Annotated in this window: 14 protein-coding genes; 6 read left to right on the top strand and 8 right to left on the bottom strand. The window is 71.3% G+C overall.

Annotated elements, in window-relative coordinates:
* Nucleotides 1-23: 23 nt before the first annotated feature.
* Complete coding sequence (locus tag ASG28_RS00065; RefSeq protein WP_055970735.1) at nt 24-854, bottom strand: ABC transporter substrate-binding protein; 831 nt, start codon at nt 852-854, stop codon at nt 24-26.
* Nucleotides 855-951: 97 nt separating this feature from the next.
* Nucleotides 952-2268, bottom strand: a complete 1317-nt coding sequence (solA, locus tag ASG28_RS00060; protein ID WP_082454134.1) for an N-methyl-L-tryptophan oxidase — start codon at nt 2266-2268, stop codon at nt 952-954.
* Between the two features lie 77 nt (nt 2269-2345).
* Here solA and ASG28_RS00055 point away from each other — a divergent pair, with 77 nt between their 5' ends.
* Together ASG28_RS00055 and ASG28_RS00050 are read left to right on the top strand one after the other, a co-directional pair.
* Nucleotides 2346-3305, top strand: a complete 960-nt coding sequence (locus tag ASG28_RS00055; protein WP_157485582.1) for a LysR family transcriptional regulator — start codon at nt 2346-2348, stop codon at nt 3303-3305.
* A gap of 243 nt (nt 3306-3548) precedes the next feature.
* Nucleotides 3549-4880: a hypothetical protein gene (locus ASG28_RS00050; protein WP_055970730.1), complete on the top strand. Its 1332-nt coding sequence runs from the start codon at nt 3549-3551 to the stop codon at nt 4878-4880.
* Between the two features lie 151 nt (nt 4881-5031).
* Here the strand turns inward: ASG28_RS00050 and ASG28_RS00045 are convergent, their stop codons facing one another.
* Nucleotides 5032-5634 (bottom strand): hypothetical protein, encoded by a 603-nt coding sequence (locus ASG28_RS00045; RefSeq protein WP_157485581.1) that lies wholly within the window; start codon nt 5632-5634, stop codon nt 5032-5034.
* A 76-nt stretch (nt 5635-5710) separates the two neighbouring features.
* Between ASG28_RS00045 and ASG28_RS00040 the strand changes: the two genes are divergently transcribed.
* Complete coding sequence (locus tag ASG28_RS00040) at nt 5711-6307, top strand: hypothetical protein (protein WP_055970725.1); 597 nt, start codon at nt 5711-5713, stop codon at nt 6305-6307.
* A gap of 335 nt (nt 6308-6642) precedes the next feature.
* On the opposite strand, the gene ASG28_RS00035 is transcribed toward ASG28_RS00040, so the two are convergent.
* Complete coding sequence (locus ASG28_RS00035) at nt 6643-7212, bottom strand: GNAT family N-acetyltransferase (protein WP_055970723.1); 570 nt, start codon at nt 7210-7212, stop codon at nt 6643-6645.
* Nucleotides 7213-7423: 211 nt separating this feature from the next.
* Between ASG28_RS00035 and ASG28_RS16270 the strand changes: the two genes are divergently transcribed.
* Nucleotides 7424-7576 carry a hypothetical protein gene (locus tag ASG28_RS16270; protein ID WP_157485580.1) on the top strand — a complete coding sequence of 51 codons (153 nt, stop codon included), beginning with the start codon at nt 7424-7426 and terminating at the stop codon, nt 7574-7576.
* Between the two features lie 126 nt (nt 7577-7702).
* Here ASG28_RS16270 and ASG28_RS00030 read toward each other — a convergent pair whose 3' ends face one another.
* Both ASG28_RS00030 and ASG28_RS00025 read right to left on the bottom strand, forming a co-directional pair.
* On the bottom strand, nt 7703-9457 hold the full coding sequence (locus ASG28_RS00030; RefSeq protein WP_082454133.1) for an MDR family MFS transporter: 1755 nt from the start codon (nt 9455-9457) through the stop codon (nt 7703-7705).
* Nucleotides 9458-9464: 7 nt separating this feature from the next.
* Nucleotides 9465-10160, bottom strand: a complete 696-nt coding sequence (locus ASG28_RS00025; RefSeq protein ID WP_055970722.1) for a TetR/AcrR family transcriptional regulator — start codon at nt 10158-10160, stop codon at nt 9465-9467.
* Nucleotides 10161-10373: 213 nt separating this feature from the next.
* On the opposite strand from ASG28_RS00025, the gene ASG28_RS00020 reads away from it, so the two are divergent.
* Nucleotides 10374-10637, top strand: coding sequence for a hypothetical protein (locus ASG28_RS00020; RefSeq protein WP_055970720.1), 264 nt, complete (start codon nt 10374-10376; stop codon nt 10635-10637).
* A gap of 9 nt (nt 10638-10646) precedes the next feature.
* Here the strand turns inward: ASG28_RS00020 and ASG28_RS00015 are convergent, their stop codons facing one another.
* Complete coding sequence (locus ASG28_RS00015) at nt 10647-10916, bottom strand: hypothetical protein (protein WP_055970718.1); 270 nt, start codon at nt 10914-10916, stop codon at nt 10647-10649.
* A 98-nt stretch (nt 10917-11014) separates the two neighbouring features.
* Nucleotides 11015-11503 carry a MarR family winged helix-turn-helix transcriptional regulator gene (locus ASG28_RS00010; protein WP_055970716.1) on the bottom strand — a complete coding sequence of 163 codons (489 nt, stop codon included), beginning with the start codon at nt 11501-11503 and terminating at the stop codon, nt 11015-11017.
* Between the two features lie 280 nt (nt 11504-11783).
* Here ASG28_RS00010 and ASG28_RS00005 point away from each other — a divergent pair, with 280 nt between their 5' ends.
* The gene (locus tag ASG28_RS00005; RefSeq protein ID WP_055970714.1) at nt 11784-13082 is read left to right on the top strand and encodes an NAD(P)/FAD-dependent oxidoreductase; all 1299 of its coding nucleotides are present in this window, start codon (nt 11784-11786) and stop codon (nt 13080-13082) included.
* Nucleotides 13083-13463 lie beyond the last annotated feature (381 nt).

Genomic DNA, 13463 nt, shown 5'->3' with positions numbered 1-13463 from the left:
AGAAGTTCACGGTCGCACCCCGCTCACTCGCTCGGCTGGAACTCGTCGGGGACGGGCTGGTCCGGGAAGAACTTCTGGTCGATCTCGAGCCAGGTGCCGTCGGCGACGATGTCGGCCACGGCCCCGTCCACGGCGGTCTTCAGCGCGTCGTTGCCCTTCGCGATCGGGAAGCCGACCGGGAACTCGGGCACGGCGACGTTGATCGCGATGCTCTGCGAGCCGTTCGACGCCGCCGCGTACTCCTCGGCCACGGGGAAGTCGAGGAAGTGCGCGTCGATCGTGCCCGAGCTCAGCGCCGCGACGGCACTGTTGTTGTCGGGGAAGCGGACGAGCTCGGCGCCGGTGAAGTTCTCCTGGGCGTAGCTGTCCTGGATCGTGCCCTGGACGATGCCGAGCCGCTTGCCGTCGAGCGAGGACTCGTCGTCGGTGATGCCCGAGCCGTCTGCGGCCAGCACCGAGATGTACCCGATGAAGTAGTGGTCGCTGAAGTCGACGGTCTTCTCGCGCTCCTCGGTGTCGCTGATGGACGCGGCGGCCATGTCGAGCTGCCCGTTGGCGACGGCGGGCAGCAGGGCCGAGAACTCCTGCGTGACGAACTCGGTCTTCAGCCCGAGGCGCTTGGCGACCTCCTTCGCCATCTCGACGTCGAAGCCCTGCAGCTCGCCGTCCTCGGTGTAGGCGTACGGCTTGGTGTCGCCGGTCGTGCCGATGCGCAGCGTGCCGGCCGAGATGGTGCCCAATTCGTTCGAGGCGCCGGCCTCGGCCCCGCCCGACGAGCAGGCGGTCAGGGCGAGGCCGAGGGCTGCGACCGCGGCGAGGGCGGCCGTGAGGCGGGTGGTCGTTCGTCTGGTCATGGTTCTCTCCTGTCGGGGCGATGCGAGGCGGGGCGATGCGAGGCGGTGCGGTGCGAGGGGAGTGCGGGGTGGGTTCGGGAGGCGCGGGTCGGCCGGGTCAGGACGGCACCGTCAGGCGCTCGGTCGCGTCGGCCGCCGCGGCCGGGTCTGCTGTCGCGGCGCGGGTGGCCTCGTGGTCGTCCTCGTCGAGCCAGGACGTGCCGTCGTAGCCGCGGTCCGGGCTCATGAAGTCGATGTCGGTGAACGGTTCCTCGTCGACGGCGAGCTGGGCGAGCAGCTCACCGATCGCGGGGGCGTGCTTGAAACCGTGGCCGCTGTCGCCGCCGGCGACGACGACGCGGGGGTCGCCGCCCGGGTGGCCGATGACGAACTGGCGGTCGGGCGAGTTCGTCACCATGCAGGCGATCGCCTTGGCGGGGGTCGGGTCGAGCCCCGGGAAGGCTCGGGCCACGGCCGCCGAGAGCATGCCGTAATCCGCCGCGGGGTGGATGTACCGGTCGACCGTGTCGGCCTCGGCGTCCTCGAAGGCGCCGCCCGAGTCCTCGAGCCCGATCTTGACGGCGTAGCCGTCGCCGTCGCCGTGGTCCGCGCCGTGACCCCAGAGGGTGGTGCCGTCGGGCAGCTGGCGGATGAACACCGGGAACGCCGCGAGGTCGAAGTCGCCGCCCGGTGCCGTCGCCTCGGGAGTCGTGCCCTCGAACCAGAACAGCGGGGTGCGGCGGGCGACGAGCGGATGGTCGACGAACTGCGGGGTCCAGGCGCCGAGCGTCACCACGACGCGGGCGGCCCGCAGCACCCGTCCGCCGGCCGTGACCTCGACTCCCCCTTCGACCGGGTCGATCGATGTCACCCGGGTGTCGGTCAGCACCGTCGCCCCGAGCGACCGGGCCACCTCGACCGCGGCCCGCACGCCCTTCTCGGGGTAGCTGATGCCGGCGGCCGGGTCCCACACGCCGATGTCGTCCGGGCCGAAACCGGCGTACTGCGGGAAGCGGGCGACGAGTTCGTCGTGCTCGAACACGGTCGACTCGAGCCCGGCCTCGTGGACGGCTCGCAGGGTGCCGGCGACGACGTGACCGTCGCGGGGGCCGACCATGACGCCGCCCGTCTGACGCAACAGGGTCTGTCCGGTGCGCTCACCCAGGTCGTACCAGAGGTCGCGGGCGCGGGTCGCGATCGGGGCGAGCCCCGGGTGCTCCATGCAGGCGATGCGGAACAGCCGGGTCGCGCCGTGGGTCGAGCCCATCGGGTGGCCGATGCCGAAGCGCTCGACGCCGATCACGCGCTGCCCGCGCTCGGCCAGCCGCCAGAGCGCCTGGGCTCCCCAGGCGCCGAGACCGACGACGATGACGTCGGCGTCGAGGGGCGGGTCGAGGGGTCCGGGTGCCGAGGAGGCGCTGGTGGCGTCGTTCATGGAGCCTGTCTATCGAGCCGACGCTTGCGCTCTCAAATACCAAAAAGGGATGATCTGATACCCGCTGCGTATGAGGCGTGACCGACGAGAGGCCGACGATGGAGATCCGAGAGCTCACCTACTTCATGGCGGTCGCCGACGACCTCTCGTTCACGAAGGCCGCGGCGCGGCTGCAGATGAGCCAGCCGCCGCTCAGCCAGGCGATCTCGCGGCTCGAGGCGAAGCTCGGCACGCGGTTGTTCGAGCGGCAGGCGCGCACGGCCCCGCGGTTGACCCCCGCGGGCGAGCTGCTCAAGCGTGAGGGCAAGCGCATCCTGCACCAGATCGAGCAGACCGAGTCGCTGCTCGACTCGGTCGTGGCCGACGTGCAGCCGCTGCGGGTGGGCAGCATCAGCTCGGTTCTCGCCGGGCTGCTGCCGACCGTGGTGCGGGCGTTCTCGGCGTCGCACCCGGGTGCCCGGGTGCTGGTCGAGGAGAGCGAGGAGCAGGCGATCCTGTCCGACCTCGTGCGGGGCTCGGTCGACCTGGGCTTCACGCGCGTGCGCTCGATCGACGACCGGTTCGAGGTCGAGCAGCTGGCGCTCGAGCCCTTGGTCGTGGCCCTGCCCGACACGCACCGGCTGGCCGGTGAGACCTCGGTACCCCTGGGCGAGCTGGCCGACGACGACTTCATCATGTTCAACCGCGAGGACGCACCCCAGGCCTACGACCGCATCGTGATGTCGTGCGTCCGGGCCGGTTTCAACCCGCGCATCCCCATCCACGCGGTGAACGACCTCTCGATGCTGAGCACGGTCGCCTGCGGCCTCGGCGTCTCGCTCATGCCCTACCTGTCGTCCTACATCCCGATCCCCGGCGTCCGGTTCGTCACGATCGCCGAGGACTGGGCCCGCACGGCCCTCTCGATGCTCTGGCTCTCGGGGCGACCGAACCCCATGACGACGGCGTTCACGGCCCAGATCCGCACCGAGCTCACCGTGATGCGCGACCGCGACCTGCGGGCCGGCCGCATCACCCTCGAGCTCATCGGCGCCTGAGGCCCGGACCAACCGACCGAGATGTCACGACCTGCCGCTCACGTCCGGAGCTGAGCGGCACGTCGTGACATCTCGGGGAGTGACGCCGTACCCGCTCGCGAGTCGTCCGGGGGACAAATCGGTCACGGTCTCATCACGGCGGACCCTGGGGACGATCCGCCCCCTCGACCTGCCCGACAGGGCTGTCTACAGTCGACCGACCGCGCTCACCCGACGCGCGGCACCACTCGTCCCGGGGGAACCATGTCCAGATCACGCCGCCTCGGCGCCGCCACCGCCCTGCCCGCCGTCGTCCTCGCCGCGGCCCTCGTCCTCACGCCCGCCACGGCCTTCGCCGCCGACGGCGACCCCGTGGCCGCCGAGGCCACGACCGACGCCACGACCGGCACCACGACGACGGGCGACTCGACGAGCGTCTCCGCCGTCGCCGTCCCGGGCGATGCCTCACCGGCAGCGGCCGAGCCAGCCGGACCCGGCGCCCAGGCCGTCGCCCCGGCAACACTCCCGACCGACGTCCCCGACGCGACAGGATCGTCGGAGGACGCGTCCGACGCAGCCGCTCCCGAGGTCGACGCCCCGGTCGAGACCTCTGCTCCGACCCGCGAGGTCGCCCCGACAGAAGTGGCGACCGACATGGTGGTCGACGACCTCTTCGTGTTCATCCCCGTCAACGCAGCCCACCCGGGCCAGGCCTTCCCCGTCTTCGCCCAGGGCTTCACGCCCGGTGATGTCGTCGGCGTCACGGTGTCGGGCGAAGGCGTGCCCGCCGATGCCGACTACGTCACCTTCGACGACTCCCCCGTTTTCGACGAGGACGGCTCGACCGTGTTCTTCGTGGAGCTGCCCGCGACCTTCGCCGTCGGGGGCTTCGTCACGGTCACGGTCACGGACGGCAGCGGCCTCTCGTCCTCGTCCGACGTGCCGGTGACGACCTCCGTCCCCGCCCCGGCGCTCACCGCACCGGTCGGCGCGACGGCCGGTGTCGTCACGGTGAACGGCCAGAACGGCGTACCCGGCGGCTATGCCCTCGTCGAGGTCTACGACGCCGACGAGCTGGTCACCGACCTGCCCGATCCGTCGACAGACGCGCCGTCGGACGCCGACCCGTCGGCTGAGCCCGACCCGGCGTCCGACGCCGAGCCCACCGGCGACGAGATCGCCTTCGAGATCCCGGTGGACGTCGACCCCGTCCCGTACGAGGTCTCGGGCTCCGCGACGGCCGTGGTGCCCGTGGACGCCGACGGACGCTTCGCGGCCCGCTTCGTCCTGCCCGTCGGCGACTTCGCGACGGACGCCTACACCTTCGACGCCGACCTGACGACGGAGAGCGATTTCTCGGCCGCCGTGGTGTTCTCGGTCGCCTCCGCCGCGACCGTCCCCGTCACCACGACGCCGAGCACCGTCGCCCCGGCCGCACTGCCGGTGCGTCGCGTCGCCGCCGTGACGCCGACCCGCGCGACGTCGCTCGCCTACACCGGGTCGGAGCCGTCGGGTGCGCTGACCTGGGCCCTCGGTGCGGTCCTCGCCGGTGCCGGGGCCCTCGTCGCCGGACGTCTGCGCCTGCGTCGCCGCTGAGCCGAGCCCGACCGACCGGTCACGCCGCCACGAAGTGAACAGCCCGCCACGACATCTCGTGGCGGGCTGTTCACTTCGTGGCGGGTAGGTCGTCGCGGGGTGGCTCGTGAGGACGTGCGTCAGGGCGGCGGTACGTCAGGACGGCGGCCCGTCACGGCGCGGACTCGCCCGGCGCCGGCGGGTCGCGGACGACCAGCTCGGCCCCGTCCTTGTCCAGCATCCCCGGGAAGTTGAACCGCCCGAAGGTCCCCGTCGGGTCGTGGGGGCTGACCGGGCGGGCGATCGAGGAGGCGCGGATCACCTCGATCAGCAGGTCGCGTCGGGCGTCGTCGAGCACGGGCGTCGAGCGCTCCCGCAGCAGCACGGACGCCGTGGGCCCCCGACGACGGCCGATCTTGAGCAGGAGGCCGGCCCGGTCGCCGTCGCTGAGTCCCACGAGCTCGGCCCGCTCGACCTGGTCGAACGGCACCACGCGATGGCGGATGCGCAGTCGACGACCCTCGAGGTCGATCGCGAAGGGGGCGTTGAGCCACAGCACGACGTTCCACCCGACCGCGGCGGCGGTCGCCCAGAACACGAACGAGATCGGCACGGCGATCGGGCCGAACAGATCGACCAGCGACTCGCCGCCTCGAGAGAAGAAGGCACCGGCCGTCCCGAGGATCACGATCGCCGGCAGGAACACCCGCATCGCCCGCACCAGCACGCGCTGCTTCGGCTCGTCGTCGAACACGACCCAGGTCTCGTCGGGCATGCGGTCACGGTACCGGCCGGCGGCTCCGGAGGCCCCGAGGTGGGCCCACCACACCCCCTGGTGTAGACAATCCCTCATGGACAAGGCCGTTCCCGACCCACCCCGGAGCCGCTCGGAGCAGAAGCTGCGGGGCGGTCAGTGGTGGACGCTCGGCTGGGGCGCGCTGCTGACCGTGCTCTTCGTCGCCCAGTCGTCCTGGCAATTTACGACCGATGGCCCCGACGGCCTCTGGTACGTCATGGTGGCCCTCATCATCGTGTACGTCGTCGCCCTGGTCCGCCAGGTCCGGCGCGTCTTCGCGATCACGTCCTGGCGACGACTCCCGGTCGGGCCGGACGAGCGCCTCCTCTGGGGCACCTTCGCCGACCGGGTCCTGCCGACAGGAGGCGCGGCCTACCCCGGTCGCTTCGCCCTGTCGACGACGCGGTTGCGCTACCTGCCCGACCCGATCTCGCGCCTCCGTGGGGTGACGGGCGAGGAGTGGCCCGCCACCGCCCTGCACGACGTCCGTGTCACCCCGGTCGACGAACGCCGGCGCCGCCGCGGCGGCCGCTGGGTGATGGTCGACGTCGACGGCGGCGCCCCGATCACGCTGATGTCGAACGAGGCGCACCTCGTCGCCGACGAGCTCTTCGAGGCGCTCCGAGTCGCCTCCCCGGCCATCCGCGACTGACGTCCCCGACGGACACGCGCCGCGTACGAAGCGGCCGCACTCCCGGTAACCGTCGCCATCGCCATCGCCATCGCCGTGGCCGTGGCCGTGGCCGTCACAGTCACCGTCGCGGACAGTCGTTCACCCTGCGCTTGATCCGGTACGTACCGGATCACCCCGGCCTGATCCGGTACGTACCGGATCATCGGTCCCTCATCCGGTACGTATCGGATCACCCTGCCTTGATCCGGTACGTACCGGATCAGAAGAAGAGAGGAAGCCCCGCGGGCGAGCGCGAGCACAGGCACGACGCGGGCACGAACACAGGCACGAGCACGGGCACGCGACCCACCCGCTCAGGCGAGCCGCGCCTCCAGACCGGCCCGCACGTCGGGCCATTCGCCACGCACGATCGAGAAGTAGGCCGTGTCGCCCACGGTGCCGTCGGCGGCGACCCGGTGCGACCGGAGCACCCCCTCGGGCACGGCGCCCAACCGGCGGATCGCCGCAGCGCTCCGCAGGTTGCGGGCGTCGCAGCGCAGCGCGACCCGGTTCAGCCCGAGGGTGTCGAACGCGTGCCCGAGCAGCAGCAGCTTCGTCGCCGGGTTCGTCCGTCCGCCCCAGAACGCACGGGCGTACCAGGTGCTGCCGATCTCGACCCGCCCCTGCGCCGGGACGAGGTCGTACAGCGTCGTCGTGCCCCGCACCTCGCCGTCGTCCGCGCCACGCACCGTGAACGCGAGGGTCGTCGGGTTCGCGACCTGCGCCTCCACGTGCTCGGCGTACGCCTCGACGCTCGCCGGACGCGGCGTCACCATGCCCGCCCACAGCGCGTCGTCGGTCAGCGGCCAGAGAGCGGCCGCGTCGGCGACCCCGAGCGGGTCGAGCCGCACGCCGTCACCGGCCAGCCGCACGTCGTGGATCACCGGACTCCGCCTCGCGCACTCATGCGCACGATCCTAGGGAACGGCCACGAGGAGGCGCGGTGCCGGTCCTCGATCGCCGGTCGCGACACCTCGTGCCGATCGGCTACGGTGATCGATCGACAGCCCACGAACTGGGGGCCGCGGCACGACCCCACCGTGCCGCACCATCGTCTGACGCGTCCGACCCGACGGCCCGCCCGAGGAGACATCCATGAGCACCCACAACACCCCCACGCGCCTGCGCGAGGACGACGTCGACGGCGTCGTCTGGGACACCGCCCAGGAGGCGCGACTCGCGTCCGCCCCCGCCCGCACCTCGACCGCGGCCGCGACCCTGCCCGCCCAGGGTCCCGCCGCCGTCTGACCCGGCGCCCCGCGCCCGCGTCGGCGCCCGCTCCTGCCCCTGCCCGAACGCAGAACACCGTCGAGTGGACAGGGCACCGTCGCAGAACGCGGTGTCCCGTCCACTCGACGGTGTCCTCGGGACCGGCTACCGCCGGTCGGCGTCGGCTCGCTCGTCCCGCTCGTCGACCCCGTCGAGCGGCGCGACCGGAGCCCCGGTGGCGACCGCACCGGCGGTCGCGGCCTCCGACGCCGTCCCGGCACCGCGCCTCGCGGCACGCCCCGCGCCACGCCCCTGCGCGGCCCGCTCGGCCGCCTCGAGCTGCTCGGCCTCGTCGCCCGACAGCGCCTCACCGCGTGACACCATGCCCGCCACGTCGGAGAGCTTGATCTGCGGCAGGAAGAGCGACAGGACGAACGCCACCGCGATGAACGGGATCAGGTAGGCGAAGACCGGCGCGAGCGAGTCGGCGTAGGCCTCGACGACCAGGCGACGGATCTGCTCGGGCAGCTGGTTCAGCGTCGCCGGGTCGAGGGTGGCCGTCGCCTGCGAGGCGTCACCGGCCGAGGCCCCGGCGCCCGTGAACACGTCCGTCAGGTTCGAGGTGAGCCGGCTCGTGAACAGCGCGCCGAAGATGGCGACGCCCAGGGCGGCACCGACCTCACGGAAGTAGTTGTTGGTACTGGTCGCCGTGCCGACGTTCTGCGCGTCGACCGAGTTCTGCACCACGAGGACGACGACCTGCATGATCAGGCCGAGGCCCGCACCGAAGAGGAAGAGGAACACGCAGATCAGCCAGAGCGGGGTGTCGGCGGTCAGGGTCGTGAACAGGGCCATGGCGATGCCGGTGAGGATCGTACCGACGACCGGGAAGACCTTGTACTTGCCGGTCTTGGTGATCAGGTTGCCCGACAGGATCGAGGTGCCGATCAGGCCGACCATCATCGGCAGCAGCAGCAGGCCCGAGACCGCGGCCGAGGCGCCCGACGACATCTGCAAGAAGGTGGGCACGAACGCGATGGCCGAGAACATGCCGATGCCGAGCACGAAGCCGACGGCGGTGGCGAGCACGAACACCTTGTTGCGGAAGAACGACAGCGGGATGATCGGGTCGTCCGCGCGCGACTCGACGAGTACGAACAGCGACGCCGCGATCACGACGCCGGCGCCCCACAGCCAGGTCTCGGGAGCACCCCAGCCGTGGTCGTCCTGCCCGCCGAACTCGGTGAAGAAGATCAGGCACGTGGTCGCCGCCGACAGCAGCACCACGCCCAGCACGTCGATGCGCTTGGTGGCCTTCTTGCTCGGCAGGGTCAGCGCCGCCCACGTGATGACGAACGCGGCGATGCCGACGGGGATGTTGATGTAGAACGCCCACTGCCAGGTGAGGTGGTCCACGAAGAATCCGCCGAGCAGGGGCCCGCCGATGGCCGAGAGGCCGAAGACCGCGCCGAGCGGGCCGAGGTACTTGCCTCGCTCCGAGGCGGGGACGATGTCGGCGATGATCGCCTGCGACAGGATCATCAGACCACCGCCGCCCAGGCCCTGGATCGCGCGGAAGACGACGAACATCCAGAAGTCGGTGGCGAAGGCGCAGCCGATGCTGGCGAGGGTGAAGATGGCGATCGCCGTGAGGAACAGGTTGCGTCGACCGAGGACGTCACCGAACTTGCCGTAGATCGGCATGACGATGGTCGTGGCGAGCAGGTACGCCGTGGTGATCCAGGCCTGGTGCTCGACGCCGCCGAGCTCGCCGACGATGGTCGGCATGGCCGTCGACACGATCGTCTGGTCGAGGCTCGACAGCAGCATGCCCGAGATGAGGGCGCCGAAGATGATCCAGATGCGCCTCTTGGTCAGGAGGAAGGGCGCGTCGGCCTTCGCTGTGGTGGTGGTCGTCATGGCTGGGTCACAGCGCCTTTCGGTCGTGGTCGGCAGGGAGGGTCGAGGAAGCAGAGGGGGCGAGGGGGCCACGAGGCGTGGCGGCCGACGTGGCGAACAGGTCGCGGGCGATGACGAGGTGCTCGTCGAGGACCGCCTCGAACCGTTCGTCGTCCCGTCCCTCGGTGAAGAAGAAGCGTTCGAAGGCCCGTTGCACGAGCCCGGTGAGCAGCGTCACCGCGACGTCGATGCGCGGATCGCCCTCGTCGAGCCCCTCGTGCGCGGCGACGGCCGAGACGAGGCGCCGGCGCTGCTCGTCGCCCTGGCGCATCATGGCGCCGAACAGGCGGGGCTCGCGGTCGAGGGCGGCCTTGAAGTCGGCCGCCCGACCGCGGGTGAGGCCGACGTTCTCGACCCGCTCGACGACGAGCGCACCGAGATCGTCGAAGACGGTCGACAAGGGCGGGAGGCGCGGGTCGCGTCGCGAGAACGCGTACCCGTCGAGCGTCTCGTCGTCCTCGTCGAGCGCGACGCCGACCACGACGTCGTCCTTCGAGGCGAAGTGGTTGAAGAAGGTGCGGCGCGAGATGCCGACCGAGGCGCACAGCTCTTCGATCGTGAACCCCGCGAGTCCGTGCTCGGCCGTCAGACGCCGGGCGGCGGCGGTCAGCTCGGACCGGGTGCGCGTCCGACGCTGGGCCGTCTTGCCGGTGGCCGTGACCATCGCGCGCCTCCTCGTCTCGTCGCTCCGTGTGATCGGCGACGTCGCCGGAGGCCTCGTGGCCGAAGACGATGATTGCACTTTGAGCGCCAGAGTGCAATTCTGCTTCCTGTGAACCCGCCGAGCCGCGGGACAGGCTGAGGGCTACGCGGCAGAACGATCCGCGTCCCCTGAGAACGCCGTTGCCGGACGGCAGGTGTTGCCTACGCTGGCCGGATGAGTGCACCGAGAGCCCGCCGCGTCTGCCTGTCGGTCGCCGGTTTCGCCCTCGTGGCGATCGGCCTGGCCGTGCTGGCGTTCACCTTCGACTGGAACGCCCCGACGATGTTCGGCCTGCCCACCGGTCTCGCCGGCTTCTCGCTGATGATCGCGGGCGCGATCGTCGCCGAGGTCGGCTTCCGCGGGGCGGTCAGAGCCCGGAGGCGCGAGGTCGCGATCCGCCGACGCTCCCACGTCACCGACCTCGAGCGCACCTCGTAGAGGCGACCGTCAGACGGTGAGCCACTTGATCGCCGGGTAGAGCACCCGGGCGATCTTGCGGGGGCACGGGAACGACGTGCTCGTGCCGTCGTGCTCGTTCAGCGTGATGACGGGCCGGTCGCCGACGGTCGAGTAGTCGACGGTGGAGAGCGAGTCGGCCGGGATCTCGCGGGTCGTGGGCCGCCCGGCGGTGTCGCGAAGGACGTAGACGAGGCGGTCGTCATGCACCTGCATGCCGTGCTGCGCGTCGCCTGCCGTCCAGGTCACCGAGAGTCTCACGAGCCGACCCTAGCGGGTCGTCGCACGGCAGGGCCGAGACCGTCGGACCCTCCGCCCCCACCCGACCCCGTGACCAGGAGGCGCGGTGGCGGTCGCCGTCACCAGGCCAGTGCCCGCAGCGCGTCGCCCAGGTCGCGGAAGACCGCCTCGGCGACGGGCCTGCGGGACGCGGGCAGCGCCTCCTGCACGGCCCGGCCGTAGGTGGCGCCGGCGTCGTTGACGCCCCGCGCCCCCTCGTCGGTCAGGGCGAGGACGAAGCTGCGACGGTCGGTGGGGTGCTGCAGCCTGGTCACGAGACCGCCCGCCTCGAGGCGGTCGGCGAGGGCCGTCATCGCCCCCGACGAGAGCCCCAGCGCCTCGCCGACCTTCTTCGGCGCGGTGTCGCCCTGCACCGAGAGGTGCACCAGGGCGAGGAAGTCGGTCGCGCCGACGCCGATGCGTTTGGCCATCTGGTCGTTGACGAACGCGATCTGCGACCGCAGGTGCTGAAGTGCGATGAGCACGGCGGCGACGTCACCGGACTGCGGCTCGGTGGGGGCGTCGCGGGTGGGTTCGGCGGACGTGGACGTCCGGGTTGCGGGGGTCATGGGGTCTCCGGGGGTTCGGGGCCACTGCGATCGGGGTCGGCGTGCCGTCGGGGGCACGTGTCACTTGGACGACAAGCAACTCGATCAGCGAGTAGTTCGATGAACGTAACATCTGATGGGCGTCCCGACAAGACCCCCAGCCGGGGCGAGGAGCATCGATCTCGGAGGTACGGACGGCCTCTCGAGGCGAGTAAACTCGCCGCGGACTCGCCGCTCGGGTCCGGCCAACCGGGGTCGACGACGATCCGACGACACGATCGACACCGCAGGAGCAACCCCCATGACCGCAGACCCCCGCCCCCACGTCGTCATCGTCGGCGGCGGCTTCGCCGGCATCGCGGCGATGAGGTCCTTGCGAGACGCCGACGTCCGCATCACCCTCATCGACCGCCACGTCTACAACATGTTCCAGCCGCTCATGTACCAGGTCGCCACGGGTGGCCTCAACGCCGGCGACGTCACCTACTTCCTGCGCAGCCTGCGGTCCAAGCAGTCGAACGCCGAGTTCCGTCACGGGTTGCTCACCACGATCCGGGCCGACGAGCGCATCATCACCCTGCGCGACGGCGAGGAGATCGCCTACGACGCCCTGGTCCTCGCCAACGGCGTCAACACCAGCTACTTCGGCACCAAGGGCGCCTACGAGTACGCCTACTCGATGTACTCCCGCTCGCAGGCGCTGCGCATCCGCGACGAGCTGTTCACGCAGCTCGAGAACGCGGCGGCCTCTGTGGGCAGCGGCGAGGTGCGAGTCGTCATCGTCGGCGGCGGCGCCACGGGCGTCGAGATGGCCGGCGCGCTGGCCGAACTGCGCGACCAGGCGTTGAAGGACGCCTACCCCGAGATCGACGCGTCGAGCATCACGATCACCCTCGTTCACCGCAGCGGTGAGTTGCTCAAGCCCTTCTCCCCCCGTCTGCGCAAGTACGCCGCCAAGGTGCTGCGCAAGCGCGGCGTCGACCTTCGGCTCGACACGGGTGTCGAAGAGGTCCGACCCGACGGCGTCGTCGCCGCCGACGGCGAGTTCATCCCGGCCGAGCTCGTCATCTGGGCCACCGGCGTCGCCGCGCACGCCGAGGTCGCGTCGTGGGGCGTGCCGCAGACCGACGGCGGACGCATCCAGGTCAACGACGACCTCACGGTCAAGGGACTCGACTGCATCTTCGCCGCGGGCGACATCGCCGCGACCGACGAGGCTCTCGCGCAGCTCGCCCAGCCCGCGATCCAGGGCGGCGAACACATCGGCGAGCAGATCGTCCGCCTGCTCGCCGGCAAGAAGCTCCTGCCGTTCAAGTACCACGACAAGGGCACCATGGCCACGGTCGGCACCAACGCCGCCGTGGTGCAGCTGCCCAACGGCTTCACGATGACCGGCCCCGTCGCCTGGCTGCTGTGGGTGTTCGTCCACATCACGAGCCTGCTCGGCAACGGCAACCGGCTCTCGACCCTCACGCACTTCTTCGTCCGCTACCTCTGGGCGCTGCGGAAGCGGGCGATCCCCATCGTGGGCGACGTCCGGCCGGTCCGCCCGAACGGTGACCGCGCACCCGAGAAGTGGCAGACCGAGAAGGTCGAGTAGCGGCCGAGCCGCCGGGTCGGGTCGTCGCGGTCTCGCCGGACCGCGCCTCCTGACCTGCGCGCTCCCTCCTGCCATACGCCGAACAACCCCGTTTCGAACCATGAACCCGGAAGAAAGCGGGTGCATGGTTCGAAACGGGGTTCGGGGGTGTTCCGGTACGTACCGGATCAGGCCGTGGCGGCGGTAGCCGGCCGGGCGGGCCGAGCCGGCGGTAGCCGACCGGACGGGTACTACTCCGTGGCGGCGGTGATCTTCGCGACGCCGACGAGCATCTCGTCCTGGACGGCGTCGGTCTTGAAGGTCTGGTTCAGCAGCGACGCGGCGTCGGGGCTGATGTGGACGGTGGTGCCCGATCAGCTTGTCGGCCTCGTCGACGACGCC

The sequence above is a fragment of the Frigoribacterium sp. Leaf415 genome (genome assembly GCF_001424645.1).
GTDB lineage: Bacteria > Actinomycetota > Actinomycetes > Actinomycetales > Microbacteriaceae > Frigoribacterium.
The sequence above is the reverse complement of the archived record's forward strand: the minus strand, read 5'-3'. Positions and strand labels throughout refer to the sequence as shown.